General features: G+C 69.8%; 16 protein-coding genes. 12 read left to right on the forward strand and 4 right to left on the reverse strand.

The window, feature by feature from the left end:
* Nucleotides 1-2 precede the first annotated feature (2 nt).
* The gene (locus ACH4TV_RS30635; RefSeq protein WP_398403758.1) at nt 3-1,535 is read right to left on the reverse strand and encodes a long-chain fatty acid--CoA ligase; all 1,533 of its coding nucleotides are present in this window, start codon (nt 1,533-1,535) and stop codon (nt 3-5) included.
* Nucleotides 1,536-1,810: 275 nt separating this feature from the next.
* On the opposite strand from ACH4TV_RS30635, the gene ACH4TV_RS30640 reads away from it, so the two are divergent.
* From ACH4TV_RS30640 to ACH4TV_RS30650, 3 genes are all read left to right on the forward strand, one after another.
* Entirely contained in the window at nt 1,811-2,539 is a 729-nt protein-coding gene (locus tag ACH4TV_RS30640) for an enoyl-CoA hydratase/isomerase family protein (RefSeq protein ID WP_398404059.1), read from the forward strand.
* Nucleotides 2,540-2,680: 141 nt separating this feature from the next.
* Nucleotides 2,681-3,739, forward strand: coding sequence for a 2,3-butanediol dehydrogenase (locus ACH4TV_RS30645; protein WP_398403760.1), 1,059 nt, complete (start codon nt 2,681-2,683; stop codon nt 3,737-3,739).
* Nucleotide 3,740: 1 nt separating this feature from the next.
* Nucleotides 3,741-4,895 (forward strand): acyl-CoA dehydrogenase family protein, encoded by a 1,155-nt coding sequence (locus ACH4TV_RS30650; protein WP_398403762.1) that lies wholly within the window; start codon nt 3,741-3,743, stop codon nt 4,893-4,895.
* Between the two features lie 68 nt (nt 4,896-4,963).
* On the opposite strand, the gene ACH4TV_RS30655 is transcribed toward ACH4TV_RS30650, so the two are convergent.
* Nucleotides 4,964-5,671, reverse strand: coding sequence for a TetR/AcrR family transcriptional regulator (locus ACH4TV_RS30655; protein ID WP_398403764.1), 708 nt, complete (start codon nt 5,669-5,671; stop codon nt 4,964-4,966).
* Between the two features lie 215 nt (nt 5,672-5,886).
* Between ACH4TV_RS30655 and ACH4TV_RS30660 the strand changes: the two genes are divergently transcribed.
* Nucleotides 5,887-7,890 carry a pyruvate dehydrogenase complex E1 component subunit beta gene (locus ACH4TV_RS30660; RefSeq protein ID WP_398403766.1) on the forward strand — a complete coding sequence of 668 codons (2,004 nt, stop codon included), beginning with the start codon at nt 5,887-5,889 and terminating at the stop codon, nt 7,888-7,890.
* 92 nt (nt 7,891-7,982) lie between these two features.
* Here the strand turns inward: ACH4TV_RS30660 and ACH4TV_RS30665 are convergent, their stop codons facing one another.
* The gene (locus ACH4TV_RS30665) at nt 7,983-9,029 is read right to left on the reverse strand and encodes a cyclase family protein (protein WP_398403768.1); all 1,047 of its coding nucleotides are present in this window, start codon (nt 9,027-9,029) and stop codon (nt 7,983-7,985) included.
* A 159-nt stretch (nt 9,030-9,188) separates the two neighbouring features.
* Between ACH4TV_RS30665 and ACH4TV_RS30670 the strand changes: the two genes are divergently transcribed.
* Nucleotides 9,189-9,590 (forward strand): nuclear transport factor 2 family protein, encoded by a 402-nt coding sequence (locus tag ACH4TV_RS30670; protein ID WP_398403770.1) that lies wholly within the window; start codon nt 9,189-9,191, stop codon nt 9,588-9,590.
* Between the two features lie 55 nt (nt 9,591-9,645).
* Nucleotides 9,646-10,053: a nuclear transport factor 2 family protein gene (locus tag ACH4TV_RS30675; protein WP_398403772.1), complete on the forward strand. Its 408-nt coding sequence runs from the start codon at nt 9,646-9,648 to the stop codon at nt 10,051-10,053.
* Nucleotides 10,054-10,123: 70 nt separating this feature from the next.
* Here the strand turns inward: ACH4TV_RS30675 and ACH4TV_RS30680 are convergent, their stop codons facing one another.
* Nucleotides 10,124-11,785, reverse strand: a complete 1,662-nt coding sequence (locus tag ACH4TV_RS30680; protein ID WP_398403774.1) for a flavin-containing monooxygenase — start codon at nt 11,783-11,785, stop codon at nt 10,124-10,126.
* Nucleotides 11,786-11,960: 175 nt separating this feature from the next.
* Here ACH4TV_RS30680 and ACH4TV_RS30685 point away from each other — a divergent pair, with 175 nt between their 5' ends.
* From ACH4TV_RS30685 to ACH4TV_RS30710, 6 genes are all read left to right on the forward strand, one after another.
* On the forward strand, nt 11,961-12,353 hold the full coding sequence (locus ACH4TV_RS30685) for a carboxymuconolactone decarboxylase family protein (protein ID WP_398403776.1): 393 nt from the start codon (nt 11,961-11,963) through the stop codon (nt 12,351-12,353).
* A gap of 163 nt (nt 12,354-12,516) precedes the next feature.
* Nucleotides 12,517-13,257: an SDR family NAD(P)-dependent oxidoreductase gene (locus ACH4TV_RS30690; RefSeq protein WP_398403778.1), complete on the forward strand. Its 741-nt coding sequence runs from the start codon at nt 12,517-12,519 to the stop codon at nt 13,255-13,257.
* Between the two features lie 159 nt (nt 13,258-13,416).
* Entirely contained in the window at nt 13,417-14,607 is a 1,191-nt protein-coding gene (locus tag ACH4TV_RS30695; RefSeq protein ID WP_398403780.1) for an NAD(P)/FAD-dependent oxidoreductase, read from the forward strand.
* A gap of 47 nt (nt 14,608-14,654) precedes the next feature.
* The gene (locus ACH4TV_RS30700) at nt 14,655-14,849 is read left to right on the forward strand and encodes a ferredoxin (RefSeq protein ID WP_398403782.1); all 195 of its coding nucleotides are present in this window, start codon (nt 14,655-14,657) and stop codon (nt 14,847-14,849) included.
* 49 nt (nt 14,850-14,898) lie between these two features.
* On the forward strand, nt 14,899-16,137 hold the full coding sequence (locus ACH4TV_RS30705; protein ID WP_398403784.1) for a cytochrome P450: 1,239 nt from the start codon (nt 14,899-14,901) through the stop codon (nt 16,135-16,137).
* A 52-nt stretch (nt 16,138-16,189) separates the two neighbouring features.
* On the forward strand, nt 16,190-17,131 hold the full coding sequence (locus ACH4TV_RS30710; protein ID WP_398403786.1) for an SDR family NAD(P)-dependent oxidoreductase: 942 nt from the start codon (nt 16,190-16,192) through the stop codon (nt 17,129-17,131).
* The last annotated feature ends 257 nt before the right edge of the window (nt 17,132-17,388 follow it).

Raw genomic sequence — 17,388 nt, forward strand, 5'->3', positions numbered from 1 at the left:
GTTCAGCTCTCCGCGGGGATGTCGCGCAGTGTCCGCTTGAGGACCTTGCCCGAGGGCGTACGGGGGAGTTCGTCGACGATGTCGAAGCGGGCGGGCACCTTGAACTTCGCCAGGCGCTCCTGGCAGAACTCCCGCAGTTCGTCCGCCCCGGCGCTCGCTTCGGGCCGGAACACCACGAAGGCGCGGGGGACTTCGCCCCAGCGGGGGTGGGTCAGGCCGACGACGGCGGCCTCCAGGACGGCCGGATGTTCGTACAGGACCCGTTCGACCTCGGGGGTGGCGATGTTCTCGCCGCCCGAGACGATCATGTCCTTCTTGCGGTCGTCGACGTAGAGGAAGCCCTCCTCGTCGACGTGTCCGATGTCGCCGGTGTGGAACCAGCCGTCCTGAAGGGCCGCGGCGGTGGCCTTCTCGTCGCGCCAGTAGCCCGCGAAGACCTTCGGGCCGCGCAGCGTGATCTCGCCGAGCTCGCCCGCCGGGGCCTCCTTGCCGGTGTCGTCGACGATCCGGATCCGGGTGTGCGGCACGGGTCGTCCGACCGAGCCCAGTTTGGACAGGGCGTGCTCGCGGTCGAGGAAGGTGTCGCCCGAGACCGTCTCGGTCAGGCCGTAGGCGTCGGCGAACCAGGCGTTCGGGAACGCGGTCATGATGCGCCGCAGCACCGGCTCGGGCGTCTTCTCGCCACCGCCCACGATGAACCGCATCGACGTGGTGTCGTACGACTCCCGGTCCGGGACCTCCAGGACGGCGTTGACCATCACCGGTGCCAGCCACGCGTTGGTGACCTTGTGCTCCTCGATGGCCCGCAGGACGCCCGGCGCGTCGAACTTGCGCTGGAGGACCACGCCGCCGCCCGCGTACAGCACCGCGAGGGCGGGCATGTCCAGGCCGCCCACGTGGTAGAGCGGCCCGGCCACGAGCGTGGTGTCCGCCGCGGTGAGGCCGAAGTGGACGATCTGGGACACGTTCTTGGCGTGCAGGTTGCCGTACGTGATGCGCACGCCCTTGGGGCGTGAGGTGGTGCCGGAGGTGTACATGAGCCGCTGGAGATCGTCGGGCGCGACGTCCACCGGGTCCACCCGGGCGCCCTCGTGCCGGCCGAGCAGGTCCTCGTATCCGGTCCACCGGTCGGGGGCGGGCTCGCCGTCCACCAGGACCAGGTGTTCGAGGTCGGCCAGCTTCCCGGAGATCCGTTCCGTCTGCCTCAGGAACTCCGGCTCGGTGACGATCGCCTTCGCCCGGGAGTGCTCCAGGATGTACGCCCATTCCTCCTCGGACAGGCGGTAGTTCAACGGCAGGAAGACCGCTCCGATGCGATTGGTCGCATAGACCAGTTCGAGGAACTCCGGCCGGTTGTAGAGCAGCAGCCCGACGACGTCGCCGCGCCGGATGCCCAGTTCCGTCAGGCCCGCGGCCAGCCGGTTGACCCGCTCATGGAGTCCGCGCACCGTCAGGCGGCGGTCCTCCTGGGTGACGGCCACGGCTTCGGGCCGCTGGGTCAGGTGGTAATCGAGGATGCTCGCGAAATTGTGCACGGGTCTCTCTCGCTCTGTGTCTGGGCGGTGAATGTTTCTTGCCACCACTCATACGGAAAGGCGGGTTCCGGCCGGTTGGTTGCCCGCTCCCATGATTTAGTGTACCTCTTGGTCTATAAAACTTGTTGCCGAACTGTACGACGACGTGAACGCCTCGACAACCATCTGGGCGCCGGTGAGTCCGCGTCGCTTCCGCCGATGAGGAGGCTCCTGTGCCGCGCATCCGTCTCGACACCGACGGACCCGTTGTCACGGTCCGCCTCGATCACCCGCCGATGAACGCCTTCGACACCGTCCAGCGCGACGAACTGGCCGCCCGCGTACGCGAACTGGCCGACGCGCGCCAGGTGCGCGCCGTCGTGCTGTACGGGGGCGAGCGGCTGTTCGCCGCCGGGGCGGACGTCACGGCGCTCGCCGCGATGGACATCGACGAGGTGCGGGGCTGGAACCGGGCCCTGCAGCGCACCTTCGACGAGGTGGCCAGGCTGCCCATGCCGGTTGTCGCGGCGATCACCGGGTACGCGCTCGGCGGCGGCCTCGAACTGGCGCTCGCCGCCGACTACCGCATCGCGGCCGACGACGCGCTCCTGGGCCAGCCGGAGATACAGCTCGGGATCATCCCGGGCTCGGGCGGCACCCAACGCCTGACCCGCCTGATCGGCCCGTCCCGCGCCAAGAACCTGTTGATGACCGGCCGCCGGGTGGACGCCGCCGAGGCCCTGCGCCTCGGACTCGTGGACGAGGTCGTCCCCGCCACCGAGGTACACACCGCCGCCCTCCACTACGCCCGCCGCCTCGCCGAGGGCCCGGCGGCAGCCCTGGAGGCCATCAAGGAAGCCGTGAACCACGGCACCGACACCAGCCTCTCCACCGGCCTGGCCCTCGAACGCTCCCTCTTCACAGGCGTGTTCGGCACAAAGGACGCAGCCACAGGCCTCCAGTCCTTCCTGACCGAGGGCCCGGGCAAGGCCCGCTTCGACACCCCTGGGCAAGGCGCCCCGTAGGGGCCGCCTTGCCCAGGGGCGCGGGGAACTGCGCGACCAGCCCCCACCGGACCCGCAGCCTCACAACGAACCCCCAACGAAGCGCCACCCCAGGGCACCACGCACAAGTCGGTCACCAACAACCCGCGAGGACGGCAGAGCATGAAAGCACTGCGCTGGCACGGCGCCCGCGACCTACGCCTGGAAGAGGTCCCGGACCCGCCCGACCCGGCACCCCACGAGGCCGTCGTGGAGGTGACCTGGTCCGGAATCTGCGGCACCGACCTGCACGAGTTCCTGGAGGGCCCCCACATGATCCGGGACAGCCCCCACCCCCTCACCGGCAAAGCCCCACCCCTCGCCCTGGGCCACGAACTCAGCGGCACCGTCCTCGCGTTGGGCACGGAGATATCCGGCATCACCGTCGGCGACCGCGTCACCGCCGACCCCGTCTGGCGCTGCGGCGTCTGCTTCTGGTGCGCCCGCGGCGAGTACCACATCTGCCCCAAGAGCGGCTCCGTGGGCCTCGCCTCACCCGGCTCCTTCGCCGACCGCGTCACCGTGCCGCTCGCCGGGCTGACCAAGCTGCCCGACAACGTCAGCGACGAGATGGCGGCCGTGGCCGAACCGCTCGCCGTGGGCCTGCACGCCGTCACCCGGGCCGGAGTACGGCCGGGCGACAACGTCCTGGTCGTCGGTGGCGGCCCCATCGGCGTCGCCGTGGTCCTCGCGGCCCGCATCGCCGGCGCCGCCGGGCTCTATGTGAGCGAACCCCTGGCAGGGCGCCGGGAGTTGCTGCTCGGCCTCGGCGTCACCGAGGCGTTCGACCCGCGCGAGACGGACGTACGCCGTGAGGTGTTCGTGCGCACCGGACGCATCGGGCCGGACGTCGTCATCGACGCGACCGGCGTGCCCGCGCTCGCCGGACAGGCCGTCGCCACGGTCCGCCGCGGCGGACGGGTCGTGCTGGCCGGTGTCGGGCACGGCAGCGTCGAGTTCGACATGGGGCAACTCGTCTTCTACGAGCGTTCCGTCGTCGGCACACTCGGCTACAACTTCGACATACCCCGCGTGATCGACCTGATGAGCACCGGGCGCCTGGACGCCTCCGCTCTGGTCACCGGACGTTTCCCGCTCACGGAAGGAGCCGGGGTCTTCGAGGACCTGGCCGCCGACCGGGCCAAGCACCTCAAGGTGCTGCTGACTCCGAAGGGACTGTGACATGGATTTCGACCTGCCGGAGGAGACCCGGGATCTCCAGGACATGGTCCGCGAGTTCGCGGCGAGGGAGATCAGCCCGTACGCCGCGGAGTGGTCCGAGACCGAGACGTTCCCGACCAAGATCTTCACCAAGCTCGGCGAACTCGGCCTGATGGGCATGCTCGTGCCCGAGGAGTACGGCGGCGCCGGCTCCGACACCGTCTCCTATGTGGCGGTCATGGAGGAACTCGGCGCGGCCGACCAGTCCGTCGCCTCCTCCTGGAACGCGCACTCCACCATCGCCACGCTGCCGCTCCTGACGTACGGCACCGAGACGCAGAAGCAGCGCTGGCTGGCCCCGCTGGCCAGGGGCGAGGCCATCGGGGCGTTCGGCCTGACCGAGCCCGGCGCCGGCTCCGACGCGGCCGGCATCACCACCACGGCCCGTCGTGCGGACGGGGGTTGGGTGATCAGCGGCACCAAGATGTTCATCACCAACGCCGGGACCGACATCAGCCAGGGCGTCACCCTGCTGGCCACGACCGGTAGGAACGACGACGGGCGGAAACGGTTCGCCACGTTCTACGTGCCGACCGGGACTCCCGGCTACAGCTGCGGCGCCAAACTGAAGAAGCTCGGCTGGCACGCCATGGACACCCGCGAACTGGTCTTCGAGGACTGCTGGATTGCCGACGATCATCTGATCGGCGAAGAGGGCAACGGGCTGCGCCAGTTCCTCTCCGTCCTCGACAAGGGCCGGATCAGCGTCGCCGCGCTGGGCCTGTCGCTGGCGAGGGCGGCGCTCGCGCTCGCCGTCAAACACGCCACGGAACGGCACCAGTTCGGCCGCCCGCTGTCGGCCTTCCAGGCGGTCGCCCACAAGATCGCCGACATCGGTACGGAGTTGCAGGCCGCCCGCTGGATGGTCTACCGGGCCGCCTGGCTCGCCGACCAGGGCCGGCCGTACGGCACGGAGGCCGCCATGGCCAAGTTGTACGCCTCCGAGGTGGCCAACCGCGCCGCCTCCCAGGCCTTGCAGATCCACGGCGGATACGGCTACGTGCGGGAGTCGGAGATCTCGCGGTTCTACGCCGACGCCAAGATCCTGGAGATCGGCGAGGGTACGAACGAGATCCAACGTGACGTCATCGCACGGGCGTTGCTGAAGCAGGCGTGACACGAGCAAGCGGGCGTGGGACGCGAAGAGGCCCGCGGCGCGTGCCGCGGGCCCCTGCGCCGGCCGGGTCAGCTCGCCAGGGCGGCGGGCTGCCACACGGCCTCGGGGTCGAGCGGCAGGTCGGGCCGGTCACGCTTGAACGCCGCGGCCGCCGTCTCCACGTCCGGCAGGGTGGCGCCGGGCGCGCCGAATCCCCGCAGCAGGGTGTCGCAGTACTCGCCGGACAGGTACGAGGCGTCCCAGCTGCCGTCCGGCTTCACCCACTGGTAGGTGTGGTTGTGCAGATTCAGGAACTGCAGGGTGGCCAGGTGCGGTTCGACCGCACGGAAGGTGCCCTGCTCGATGGCCTCCGTGAGCAGTCCCCGGACCAGTTGCTCGAACTCCGCGCGCTGGCCGAGCAGCGTCTTGAGGTAGTCGCCGGTGAGGCTGCGGTAGTCGTGCTCGTAGACCCAGATGTGGTCGAGCCGGCGGAAGATGATCGTCAGCAGCGACTCCGACAGCAGGCGCAGCCGCACCAGGGGATCCGCGTCGAGGCCGGCGATCTGCTGGGCGCGGGACAGCAGCGGGTCCATCACCCGCGACTGGATCTCGATCAGCAGGTTCTCCTTGGACCCGATGTAGTAGTACAGGGCGCCCTTGGCGAGCCCGACCGCACGGCCCAGTTCGTTGATGGACGTCGCCGCGTAGCCGTGACGGGCGAACAGGGTGGCCGCGGTGTCGATGATCTTCTGACGTCGGACCTCGTAGTCCGGCCCGTGGCCCGGTGGTCGTGGCATGTGGTTCTCCCCGCCTGATGTGTCGACAAATTCGACGCGCTGATGAGACATGGCCTCGGTCCGCATCCGGACGGCCTGGGGCGCATCCGGGGGGAAGCGGGTCCGGGACCTCGTTCTATTGTGCTTGACCAGTTTGCTAGACCAGACGGTACATTAAAAGATGGACCCCGGCGGAGCGGCCTTGTACCGCCCGCGCGAGCATTGCGAGGACGCGCATGACGACCGAGGCACCCCAGCAGACGACGACCGGTTCCGGCGGTTCCGCGCACGCGGAACAACTCCTGGAAATGTACCGCCGAATGCGACGCATCCGGCGCTTCGAGGAGCGGGCCTCCGAGCTGTACAAGGCGACGGAGATCCCTGGCTTCCTGCACCTGTCGATAGGCCAGGAGGCCAGTGCCGTGGGTGCCTGCTGGCCGCTGGGCCCCCGCGACGGGATCACCTCCACCCACCGGGGCCACGGCCACGTCCTGGCCAAGGGCCTGGACACGGCGTCCATGATGGCCGAACTGATGGGCAAGGAGGCCGGCACCTGCCACGGTCGCGGCGGCTCGATGCACATCGCCGACCCGGGCCTGGGCATCTACGGCGCCAACGGCATCGTCGGCGCCGGCCTGCCGATCGCCGCCGGTGTGGCGACCGCGGCCAAGCTGCGCGCCGCCGGTGACGTGGTCGTGGCGTTCTTCGGGGACGGCGCGGTCGCCCAGGGCATGTTCCACGAGGCCGTCAACCTGGCCGCCGTATGGGACCTGCCCGTCGTCTTCCTGTGCGAGAACAACCACTACTCCGAGTTCTCGCCCGAGGCCGACCAGCACCGCGCCCCGCTCTCCGCCCGCGCCGCGGGATACGGCATCGACTACGCGCACGTCGACGGCAACGACGTCCTCGCGGTGGCAGGCCTGATGAACGACGTGGTGGAACGGCTGCGGGCCGGCGGCGGGCCCGTCCTCCTGGAGGCCGAGACCTACCGCTGGCACGGCCACTACGAGGGTGACCCCGAGCGCTACCGCCCCGCCGAGGAGGTCGCCGCCGCCAAGAAGCGCGATCCCCTGCTGGTGGCCCGCAAGCACCTGGCGGCGGCCGGCGTCCCGGCCGTGCTGGCCGACGCGGTCGACGAGGAGATCGACAAGGAGATCGAGGCGGCGGTGGAGTGGGCCAGGAGCCTGCCCGAGCCGGCCCCCGAGACGCTGCACGACTTCGTCTCCGCTCCCCGGGCCGCCGTACCCGAACCGGCCCCCGCGCAGGGCGAGATCTTCCGCACCATGGACGCCGTACGCCTCGCGCTGGAGCACGAACTCACCGCGGATCCCGCCGTGTTCCTCGCCGGCATCGACGTCGGGGCGGGCGGCAACGTCTTCGGTCTCACCCGGGGGCTGGCGGAGGCATTCCCGGGCCGGGTCCGCGACACGCCGATCAGTGAGAGCGCCATCCTCGGTGCGGCGGTCGGGGCGGCCATGGCCGGTATGAAGCCGGTGGTCGAGGTCATGTACATGGACTTCATCGGCGTCTGCCTCGACATGCTGCTCAACCAGGCCGCCAAGCTGCGTTTCATGACCGGCGGCCGGGCCTCGATGCCCCTCGTCGTCCGCACCCAGTTCGGCGCGGGCCGCTCCTCGGGCAGCCAGCACTCGCAGAGCCTGGAGGCGCTGCTCGCCCACATCCCGGGCCTGACCGTGGTGATGCCGTCCAACCCGGCCGACACGTACGGCCTCCTGCGCGCCGCCATCCAGGACCCGAACCCGGTGGTCTTCGTGGAGAACCGGCTCCAGTACGGCTTCAAGGGCCCGCGCCCGCCGGCCGACCACCTGATCCCGCTGGGCAAGGCCAAGGTGGTCCGTGAGGGCACCGACATCACCCTGGTCTCCTGGTCGCGGATGGTCCAGGACTGCCTCGCCGCCGCCGAGCTGCTGGCCGCCGAGGGGGTGAGCGTGGAGGTGATCGACCTGCGCACCATCGCCCCGCTGGACCGGGAGACCGTCCTGGCCTCCCTCGCCAAGACCAACCGCCTGGTCATCGCCCATGAGGCGGTACGGGACTTCGGCGTCGGCGCCGAACTGTCGGCCCTCGCCGTCGACGAGGGGTTCTGGCACCTGGACGCTCCGGTGACACGCGTGGCCCCGCCGCATGTGCCGGCGCCGTACGCGCCCTCGCTGGAGCGGGTGTGGCTGCCGTCGCGGGACACGATCGCGGAGACGGTACGGCGGATCGCGGCGGTCTGACCGGCGCATCGTAATATCAGAACAAGGCACAAGGGAGAGGCCCCAGGACCAGTCAGTCAGGTCCTGGGGCCTCTCCCTCGGGGAGTCCGTTGTCAGACGGTGGCCACCGGTGTCAGGGGGCTGCCCTGCGTGCCCGGGAGGTTCAGCGGGGGAGCGGTGAGCAGGAAGCGGCTGCGGTTGTGCTCCCGCAGCCAGGCGGCGAGAGGGCCGAGGTTCCACAGCTCGCCGAGCGGAACGCCCAGCTTGAACAGGCACAGGTGGTGGATCGGCAGGAGCGAGTGCGGGCCCGTCTCGTTGCCGACGCCCACCCCCTCGACCGCGTAGTTGTCCGCCACCAGGCCCGCGAGCTGTGACTCGGTGATCCACTGGAGGATCTCCGGGTCGTGGGCGTCGAGGTAGGCGGCCGTCTGGTGGATCGCCACCGGGTCCGGGTTCTTCGCCCAGGACAGGATCTGGGTGGCGAAGCCGGTGTGCAGCAGGACGATGTCGCCGGGCTCCACGACGACGTTGTCGGCGTCCATGATCTCCCGCAGCTGGCGGTAGTTGACGGCCTGGTAGCCGGTGCCGAGGTGGTGGGCGATGTCGATGAGGACACCCCGGCCCTGGACGCCGTGCTCCGCCATGTGCTCCAGACCGAGGTGGCGCGCGAAGCCGAGACTTCCGCTGCCGTCACCCTTGGCGTCCTCCTGCGGTCCGACCAGGTCGGTGCCCGCGCGGTAGCCGTTGTAGTAGACGGCCTCGGCGACCCCGTCGGAGTCCGCGTCGAACTCGGCGCCCTGGTGGGCGAGGGCGTCCCACTGCGTCGAGTACTGGAGCCAGAGGGTGACCACGTCGTCGGACCAGACGTCGATCAGGTCGGGCGAGAAGTGCTCGCTGGCCTTGATGTTGTAGAAGACGTCCTGGTTGTGCGCGAGGTCCTCGGTGGGCCGCAGGATCGGCGGGTAACGGCGCTGGTTCATGGCCGAACCGCCCGGATAGTCGAGCGGCAGGCTGAGGCTGAAGGCGATGCCGTGCTCGACCTCCCGCACACCCTGGAGGACCTTCTCCTTGGTGAGCAGGTTGATTCGGCCCAGCTCGTCGTCCTCGCCCCAGTCGCCCCACGTCGAACCCGGCGGACGCTGCTTCCAACGCTTCGTCATGACAAAAGCCTCCTCGTGCGACCGTCCTCGTCGGCGGTCGCCGTCATGCTATTTAGATTATACCGATCGGTCAACAAACCGAACTGTTTGGGTTCAGGTCTTTATATTGCCTTGCTTTGAGCAATAGACTCAGTGGTCGAAACATCGACTGTTGGGGAGATGATGAGCGAATCCACACAGGCGTGGGTCGCGGCGGGCGTGCGTGCCGTGATCGGAGCGCACACCCAGGCCCAGGACGCCGGCCGCACCGACGAGATCGTCGCGCTGTACACACCCGACGGGGTACTCGAACTGCCGGGCACGGACCCCCTCCAGGGGCACGACGCGCTCCGCGAGGCCTTCAAGGGCTGGGCCCCGGAGCTTCCGCAACTGCACCTGGTGACCAACACGGTCGTCACCTCCTCCACCGACGACGAGGCGAAAGCATCGAGCGACGTGGTCTTCCTCCAGCGCGGCGAGTCGGGCTGGGCGGTCCAGGTCGTCGGCCACTACGAGGACACGCTGCGCCGGATCGACGGCACCTGGCTGTTCGGGCACAGAAAGACGACGTACCAGATCTGACAGCGCTGCACCCCGTCGCCCCTTGATCCCTCGACCCCTTAAATCCTGGAGAGACATGAGCACAACTTCCGCCGACGCCGAGGCGTCGGTCGCAGCCGGCGTACAGGCCGCCATCGCCGCCTACGCGCAGGCGCTGGACGCGGGCCGCAACGACGACGTCGCCGAGCTCTTCGTGCCCGACGGTGTCGCCGAGATCGCCGGCATCGCCACCTTCGAAGGCCGGGACGCCATCCGCGAGGGCTTCGCGGCCTTCGCGCCGACCCAGCCGCAACTCCACCTGGTGGCCAACACGGTGGTCACGTCGTCCACCGGCGAGGAGGCCACGGCGGTCAGCAACCTGGCGTTCTTCCAGCGCGGCGAGTCGGGCTGGGCGGTGCAGATGGTCGGCCGCTACGACGACACGCTGCGCCACCACGACGGCGCGTGGAGGTTCCAGCGGAGGGTCACCACCTTCCTGCCGTAGCAGGCCACGCAATGCCGACGCTCGTGCCACCCGGCGGATCGGGCGGCACGAGCGTCGGCATTTTGCGTGCTCAGGCCTTGCTCTGAGGCTCCTCGGTCGCCTTGGAGAAGACGAAGGCCGGGAAGTCGTTCGCGACCGACTCGCGGATCAGCTCCTGGAGCATCCAGCGTCCGGACGGGTTCAGCAGCTGCTTGACCGGCTTGCCGGGGATGTTGCCCCCGTAGAAGTAGCTGCTCTCCAGGAAGGAGGACTGCGTGCTGTTGTTCACGCTGTCCGTCCACTCCTCCTCGGCTGCCTCGGTCACCTCGATGACGTCGTGGCCGTAGTCGCGCGCGTGGATGATCGCGTCGGTGACGATCTCCACCTGGTCGCCCGCGTACCGCGGGTTGTTGCCCGTCGCGCCGTGCGGACCGCCGGGGAAGAAGAAGTTCGGGAAGCCGGCGGTGGCGATCCCGAGGTAGGTGCGCGGGCCGTCCGACCAGTACTCCTTCAGCGGGAGGCCCTGACGGCCCCGCACGCCGAGCCGGTTGAGGGCGCCGGTGCCGAAGTCGTATCCGGTCGCCCAGATGATGATGTCGAACTCCTCGGCACCGGCGGCGGTCTCGATCCCGTCCTCGGTGATGCGGGTGATCGGCGTCTCGTTGATGTCGACGAGGGTGACGTTCGGCTTGTTGTACGTCTCGTAGTAGCCGGTCCCGAACGGGGGCCGCCGGCCGCCGTAGCCATGGGCCTTGGGGATCAGCTTCTCCGCCGTCGCCGGATCCTTGACGATGCCGCGGATCTTGTCGGCCATGAACGCGCACCACTCCGCGTTCACGGTCTCGTTCGAGAGCATGTCCATGTAGTGCTCGGTGAGCTTGGTGAAGCCGGGGCCGTTCCACCGCTCCTCGTAGAACGCCTGCCGTTGCTCCGGGCTGTCGTCGAGGCCGGAACGCATCACGATCTGGTGGAGGAAGCCGCTCGGTGAGGTGTTCAGCGTGTCGCGGATGGACTCGAAGTTCGCCTTGAGCTCCGCCTGCTCCTCGGGCGTGATCGGCCCGTTGTTGAGCGGCGTGAGCCAGTCGGCGTCCTTCTGGAAGACCGTCAACTGCGCCACGTCGTCCGCGATCGCGGAGATGATCTGCACCCCGCTGGAGCCGGTGCCGATCTGGGCCACCCGCTTGCCGGTGAAGTCGATCGGGGTCTTCGGCCAGCGGCTCGTGTGGTGCTGCTCGCCGCGGAAGTCCTCGCGCCCCGGGACGGCGGGGATGAACGGCACCGAGAGGTTGCCGGTCGCCGCGACGACGAAGCGGGCCCGGACCTCGGTGCCGTCACTGCCCCGCACGGTCCACGTCCCGGACGGCTCGTCGAAGACGGCCGCGGTCACCTTGACGCCGAGCCGGATGTCGCGCCGCAGGTCGAAGCGGTCGACGACGTAGTTGAAGTACCGCTCGATCTCCGGCTGGCCGGCGAACTTCTCCGACCACTCCCACTCCTCCCACAGCTCCTTGGAGAAGAGGTAGCCGTAGGTGTAGCTCTCGGAGTCGAAGCGGGCCTCGGGGTAGCGGTTCCAGTACCAGGTGCCGCCGACTCCGGTGCCCGCCTCCAGCAGCCTGGCCGTGAACCCGGCCTCCCGGGCCCGGTGCAGCTGGTAGATGCCGGTGACGCCGGCGCCGATCACCAGCACATCGACCGGGCTGCTCTCGCCGACCGTGGCGACCTGGTCCGGGCTCGTCTTCGTCGTGTCGCTCATGTGCTCTCCCGCGTGAGCTGATTCATTTGTCGACCGCTCGGTCGAATATTGAGTGAGAGTAGATGAGGGGGCGGGTCCGGGCAATGGAGGTGAATCTCGTTCGGGTCATTGATTGTACCGACCGTCTGATCTAACTTTCGCTCAAGGACGTGAAACCGCACCACAGGAGTCAGGCATGAGCGACAAGGGTGTCGAAGAGACCGCCGATCTGCGGGCCGCGGGCTGGAAGGCCATGCGTGCCGCCCTGCCGGGTGTGTTCCCCGAGGGCGACATCGATCTGAAGGACGGCCGCCTCGGCGAGGATCTCGTGGACATCGGTCTCGTCAGCGTCTGGGGTGGACTGTGGGGCCGTGAGGGCCTGGCTCCGCGCGACCGCAGCCTGGTGACGCTGGGGATCCTCATCGCCCTCGGTGCCGAGACCGAGCTGAAGACCCATGTCCGTATCGCCCTGACGAACGGACTGACCGAGGACGAGATCGCCGAGGTCATCTACCACTCCAGCGGCTACACCGGCTTCCCCCGGGCCGTCGCCGCCCGTACCGCGGCCCGCGCGGCCCTTGAGGGCTGACAGGCCCCGAGGGGGCTTCTGATGGATCTCCGCGGCGCCGGGCGCCTTGCGATCGCACGCACCAGACGCCGCTCCTTCCTCCGTGGAGATCCATCAGAAGTCCCCCAGTCCGCCGCCGGCCGGGCGTGAACCGCCGGCACCCCACATCACACGAGGAGCACGCATGACACTTCAGGGAAAGGTCGCGGTCGTCACCGGCGGCGCCCGTGGCATCGGCCGCGGGATCGCGACCGTACTCGCGGCCCGGGGGGCCGCGGTCGCGGTCTGGGATCTGAACATCGAGGGCGCCGAGGAAACTGTCGCCATGATCGTCAAGGAGGGCGGTACGGCGATCGCGGTGGGCGGTGACGCGGCTGACGCCGCCGGTGTGGCGGCCTCGGCCGCCCGCACCCGGGACGAGCTCGGGCCGGTCACGATCCTGGTCAACAACGCCGGAACGACCGCCTACGAGCCCTTCACCAGCATCAGCGAGGCCGCCTGGGACCGGATGATCGGGATCAACCTCAAGGGCCCGTTCCTGGTCACCAAGGAACTGGTGCCCGACATGCTGGCGGCGGGCTGGGGCCGGATCGTCAACATCTCCTCGTCGTCCGCGCAGACGGGCGCGCCCTCCATGGCGCACTACGCCTCGTCCAAGGGCGGTGTCATCGGCCTCACCAGGGCGCTGGCGGTCGAATACATCGACAAGGGGATCACCGTCAACCACGTCCCGCCCGGGTTCATCGACACCCCGCTGGTGCGTCAGGGTCCCGTCGACGTGGACCAGGTCGCCGCCATGATGCCGATGAAGCGGGCCGGCACCCCGGAGGACGTCGCCTACGCGGTGGCCTATCTGGCCTCCGAAGAGGCGAGCTACGTGACCGGTCAGACGCTCAGTACGAACGGTGGCCGCTACCTGGCCTGAGCGGTGCCCCCGGGAGACTCCTCCACGGGGCCCTCGTTTCGGGCATTGTTTGTACCGACCGCACGGTATAATTTATATAAAGGCATCGGCCCGCAGCTGCAACGGAGCACGCATGAGGAACGACGACCGCGTCAGGAACGGCACCCCTGGGGTGACCGCATGACGGCCCGTGTCCTGGTGGTGGGCGCCTCCGCGTCCGGCCTGTCCACGGTGGAGGCGCTTCGGCGCAAGGGGTACGCCGGTGGGATCACCGTGCTCGGTGACGAGGCGCACGCTCCGTACGACCGGCCGCCGCTGTCGAAGCAGGTGCTGTCCGGCGCATGGGAGCCGGAACGGGCCGCGCTGCGCACGCGGGACGTGCTGTCGGGGCTGGACGCCGAGTTCGTGCTGGGTGATCCGGCGGTCGGTCTCGACCCGGCATCACGGACGGTCCGTACGGAGTCCGGGCGGGAACTGTCCGCCGACGCGATCGTGATCGCCACGGGCGTGCGCGCCCGGCGCCTGCCCGGGCAGGACGGGCTGAGCGGTGTGCATGTGCTGCGCACCCTCGACGACTCGCTGGCGTTGCGGAAGGACCTGCTGGCCGGTTCTCGGCTGGTGGTCGTCGGGGAGGGCGTGCTGGGGTCGGAGACCGCGGCCACCGCGCGCACCCTGGGGCTCGATGTGACGCTGGCGGGGCCGTTGGCGGCGCCGATGGCGATGCAGGTGGGTCCCTTGGTGTCGGGCGTCCTGGCGGAGCTGCACACCGAGCGCGGGGTGCGGCTGCGGCTCGGTGAGGGTGTCGTCGGGCTCACCGGCGAGGGCGGTCGGGTCGCCGGGGTGCGGCTGGCCACCGGCGAGGTACTGCCGGCCGATGTCGTGGTCGTCGCGATCGGCGCCGTCCCGGCGACGGAGTGGCTGGAGGACAGCGGCCTCGGCCTCGGCAACGGCGTGGTGTGCGACTCCCGGTGCCGGGCCGCCGACGGGATCTACGCCGTCGGTGACGTCGCCCGCTGGCAGCACGAGGTTCTCGGCCGGCTGATCCGCCTGGAGAACCGGACCAACGCCACGGAGCAGGCCATGGCGGTCGCCGGGGCGATCCTCGGGGAGGACCGGCCGTACGCGCCCGTTCCGTACTTCTGGACCGACCAGTACGACGCCAAGCTCCAGGTCCACGGCTTCCTGCCTGCCGACGCCGAAGTGGACGTCGTCGAGGGCGACTTGGCGGCCCGTCGCTTCGTCGCCCGGTACCGCAGCGAAGGCCGGGTCACCGGTGTTCTCGGCTGGAACATGCCCAAGCAGGCGCGTCTGCGTCGGCAGGAAGTCGTCGACGCGTTCCGGGCCGCCCCGGCTCCGGCCGCCGGCCACTGAACGATCGCCCACCGGGCGACGCCCCCAGAACGATCAGGAGAGATGCCATGAAGGTTGTCGTCGACGAGGAGAAGTGCGTCGCCGCCGGGCAGTGCGTGTCCGCCGCCATGGACGTGTTCGACCAGCGTGACGAGGACGGCATCGTCGTCCTCCTGAACGAGTACCCGCCCGCGGAACTGGCCGCCGACGTGCGCGACGCCGCCGCGGTCTGCCCGGCGCTGGCCATCCGCATCGAGGAATAGAGCGTCCCGAGCTTTTCGCGCGTACCCCCACACGACTGGAGGAGAATCCATGGCTGAGACAGAGACCGGGCCGGCCCCCGACGAGCAGACGTACTTCTATCAGGACGACCGGGACGCCAAGTGCCCCTTCGCGCCGCCTCCCGGGCTGCGCGCCCTGAACGACAAGGCCCCGGTGACCCGGGCCCGCATCTGGGACGACAGCACCCCGTGGCTCGTCACCGGCCACGCCGCGCAGCGCGCGATCCTGTCCGACCCCCGGGTCAGCTCGGACGACAAGCAGGCCGGGTTCCCGTATCCGAACCACGTCATGGCGGAGTCCGCGCCCCACCACCCGCTCACGATCTTCAACGCGGACGGCGCCGACCACACGCGTATCCGCCGCATGATGACCCGTCCGTTCACGCGCCCCCGGATGGAGGCGCTGCGGCCGAAGATCCAGGAGTTCACCGACGAACTCATCGACAAGATGCTCGCGGGCCCGAAGCCGGCGAACCTGGTGACCGCGGTGTCGCTGCCGCTGCCCTCGCTGATGATCTGCGCGCTGCTCGGTGTGCCGTACGCGGACCACGACTTCTTCCAGGAACACGCCCAGTGGGCCACCAGGAGCGACAAGACGGTCGAGCAGCAGAACACGGCGAACGCGGCGCTCGGCGGCTACCTGGCCGAACTGCTCCAGAAGAAGATGGAGGAGCCGGCCGAGGACGTGCTCTCGGACTTCGCCGCGCGGATCAAGGACGGTGACCTCACCCTTCCCGAGGCCGTCATGCTGTCCATGATCCTGCTGATCGCCGGTCACGAGACCAGCTCCAGCATGATCACGCTGGGTACCGCGCTGCTGCTGGAGAACCCCGAGCAGCTGGCGAACCTGCGCGCGATCGACGACACGAAGGCCGTCGCGAACGCGGTCGAGGAGATCCTGCGCTACCTGACCGTCCCGCAGCTCGGGCAACGCCGGATCGCCGCCGAGGACTTCGAGTTCGAGGGCGTTCAGATCAAGGCGGGCGACGGCATCATCGCCGCGCTGCCCGCCGGGAACTGGGACCCGGAGGCCTTCCCCGACCCGGAGAAGCTCGACCTCGCGCGCAAGGCGAGCCACCACGTCGCCTTCGGCTGGGGCATCCACCAGTGCCTCGGCCAGCAGCTCGCCCGTATCGAGCTCCAGGTCGTCTACGGCACGCTCTACCGGCGCGTCCCGACCCTGCGCCTCGCCGTCGACCGCGACGAGCTCGACTTCCGTCCGGCCGACGCGCTCGCCTTCGGGATCAGCGAGCTGCCGGTTACCTGGTAGTACCCCGCCGGACGGCGACCTTCCCACACCCGCAGCGCAACAGGAGTCACCTATGAGCGAGTTCAGCTTCGAAGGACGCGTCGCCGTCGTCACCGGCGCGGGCCGCGGCCTCGGCCGGGCCTACGCCCGTCTGCTGGCGGAGCGGGGCGCGAAGGTCGTCGTCAACGACCTCGGCGGGTCGATGGAGGGCGACGGCGCGGACATCGGCCCCGCGCAGACGGTCGTCGAGGAGATCACCGCCGCGGGCGGCACGGCCGTCGCCGACACCAACGACGTGTCCACGCAGGCCGGCGGCCAGGCGATCATCGACTCCGCGATCGAGAACTTCGGCCGTATCGACATCCTCGTCAACAACGCCGGGATCATCAGGTACGCCGGCCTGCCGGAGATCGACGCGGAGAACCTGGAGCGCCACCTCTCCGTACACCTCGTCGGCTCGTTCAACACCCTGCGGGCCGCCTGGCCGCACTTCGTCGAGCAGGGGTACGGGCGGGTCGTGCTGACCACGTCCAGCGGCATGTTCGGGCTCGACAACAACCTGTCGTACGCGGCTGCCAAGGCCGGCACGGTCGGGCTGGCCCGCAGCGCCAGACTGGCGGGGGAGCCGCACAACATCAAGGTCAACCTGATCGCGCCGGCGGCGATGACCCGCATGGGCGGGGGCGAGCAGCCGGACGACGCGCAGCCCGTCCCCGGCATGCCGCACATGCCGTCGAACGCGGTGGCGCCGATGGTGGCGTACCTCGCGCACGAGAGCTGCCCGGTCAGCGGCGAGATCTACACGGCCGGCGCCGGCCGCTTCGCACGCCTCTTCATCGCCTCGACCGAGGGCTACGCCCACCAGGACGGCCGGGCCACGGTCGAGGACGTCGCGGCGAACTGGGACACGATCAACGACGAGAAGGACTACTACGTGCCGACCGACCTGATGGCGTGGTCCGGCTCTTTCCTCAAGCACCAGTTCGCGCAGAGCGCGGATCCCGCGGCCCCGTAGGCACGTGCACCGGCGGCGGCCGCCGGTGACCATGGGCCCGATCTGCCGGTGAGCGGCGCTTTGCCGCAGGACCCCCGGGAGGTCGGGCTCAGTGCTGGGCGCCCTCCCGGCCGTCGATCACTGAGCCAGCCGTAGGGGTCCGTAAGGCCTCCCCCTTGACCGGCACCTTCTCACCGCCGCACGCGGTGAGGCACCGGGGAACGCGGGACCGGCCCGCCGCTTCGGGGAAGCGGTCGGGCCGGTGCCGTGTGGTGCGT

Origin of the sequence: Streptomyces sp. NPDC020898, from assembly GCF_044333925.1 — a bacterium.
Classification (GTDB): Bacteria; Actinomycetota; Actinomycetes; order Streptomycetales; family Streptomycetaceae; genus Streptomyces.

What these genes read in the sequence shown, in the direction of transcription:
- ACH4TV_RS30640 (WP_398404059.1), top strand. Translation starts at nt 1,811, where the DNA reads ATGAACGCCTTCGACACCGTCCAGCGCGACGAACTGGCCGCCCGCGTA.
- ACH4TV_RS30645 (WP_398403760.1), top strand. Translation starts at nt 2,681, where the DNA reads ATGAAAGCACTGCGCTGGCACGGCGCCCGCGACCTACGCCTGGAAGAG.
- ACH4TV_RS30650 (WP_398403762.1), top strand. Translation starts at nt 3,741, where the DNA reads ATGGATTTCGACCTGCCGGAGGAGACCCGGGATCTCCAGGACATGGTC.
- ACH4TV_RS30655 (WP_398403764.1), bottom strand. Translation starts at nt 5,671, where the DNA reads ATGCCACGACCACCGGGCCACGGGCCGGACTACGAGGTCCGACGTCAG.
- ACH4TV_RS30660 (WP_398403766.1), top strand. Translation starts at nt 5,887, where the DNA reads ATGACGACCGAGGCACCCCAGCAGACGACGACCGGTTCCGGCGGTTCC.
- ACH4TV_RS30665 (WP_398403768.1), bottom strand. Translation starts at nt 9,029, where the DNA reads ATGACGAAGCGTTGGAAGCAGCGTCCGCCGGGTTCGACGTGGGGCGAC.
- ACH4TV_RS30670 (WP_398403770.1), top strand. Translation starts at nt 9,189, where the DNA reads ATGATGAGCGAATCCACACAGGCGTGGGTCGCGGCGGGCGTGCGTGCC.
- ACH4TV_RS30675 (WP_398403772.1), top strand. Translation starts at nt 9,646, where the DNA reads ATGAGCACAACTTCCGCCGACGCCGAGGCGTCGGTCGCAGCCGGCGTA.
- ACH4TV_RS30680 (WP_398403774.1), bottom strand. Translation starts at nt 11,785, where the DNA reads ATGAGCGACACGACGAAGACGAGCCCGGACCAGGTCGCCACGGTCGGC.
- ACH4TV_RS30685 (WP_398403776.1), top strand. Translation starts at nt 11,961, where the DNA reads ATGAGCGACAAGGGTGTCGAAGAGACCGCCGATCTGCGGGCCGCGGGC.
- ACH4TV_RS30690 (WP_398403778.1), top strand. Translation starts at nt 12,517, where the DNA reads ATGACACTTCAGGGAAAGGTCGCGGTCGTCACCGGCGGCGCCCGTGGC.
- ACH4TV_RS30695 (WP_398403780.1), top strand. Translation starts at nt 13,417, where the DNA reads ATGACGGCCCGTGTCCTGGTGGTGGGCGCCTCCGCGTCCGGCCTGTCC.
- ACH4TV_RS30700 (WP_398403782.1), top strand. Translation starts at nt 14,655, where the DNA reads ATGAAGGTTGTCGTCGACGAGGAGAAGTGCGTCGCCGCCGGGCAGTGC.
- ACH4TV_RS30705 (WP_398403784.1), top strand. Translation starts at nt 14,899, where the DNA reads ATGGCTGAGACAGAGACCGGGCCGGCCCCCGACGAGCAGACGTACTTC.
- ACH4TV_RS30710 (WP_398403786.1), top strand. Translation starts at nt 16,190, where the DNA reads ATGAGCGAGTTCAGCTTCGAAGGACGCGTCGCCGTCGTCACCGGCGCG.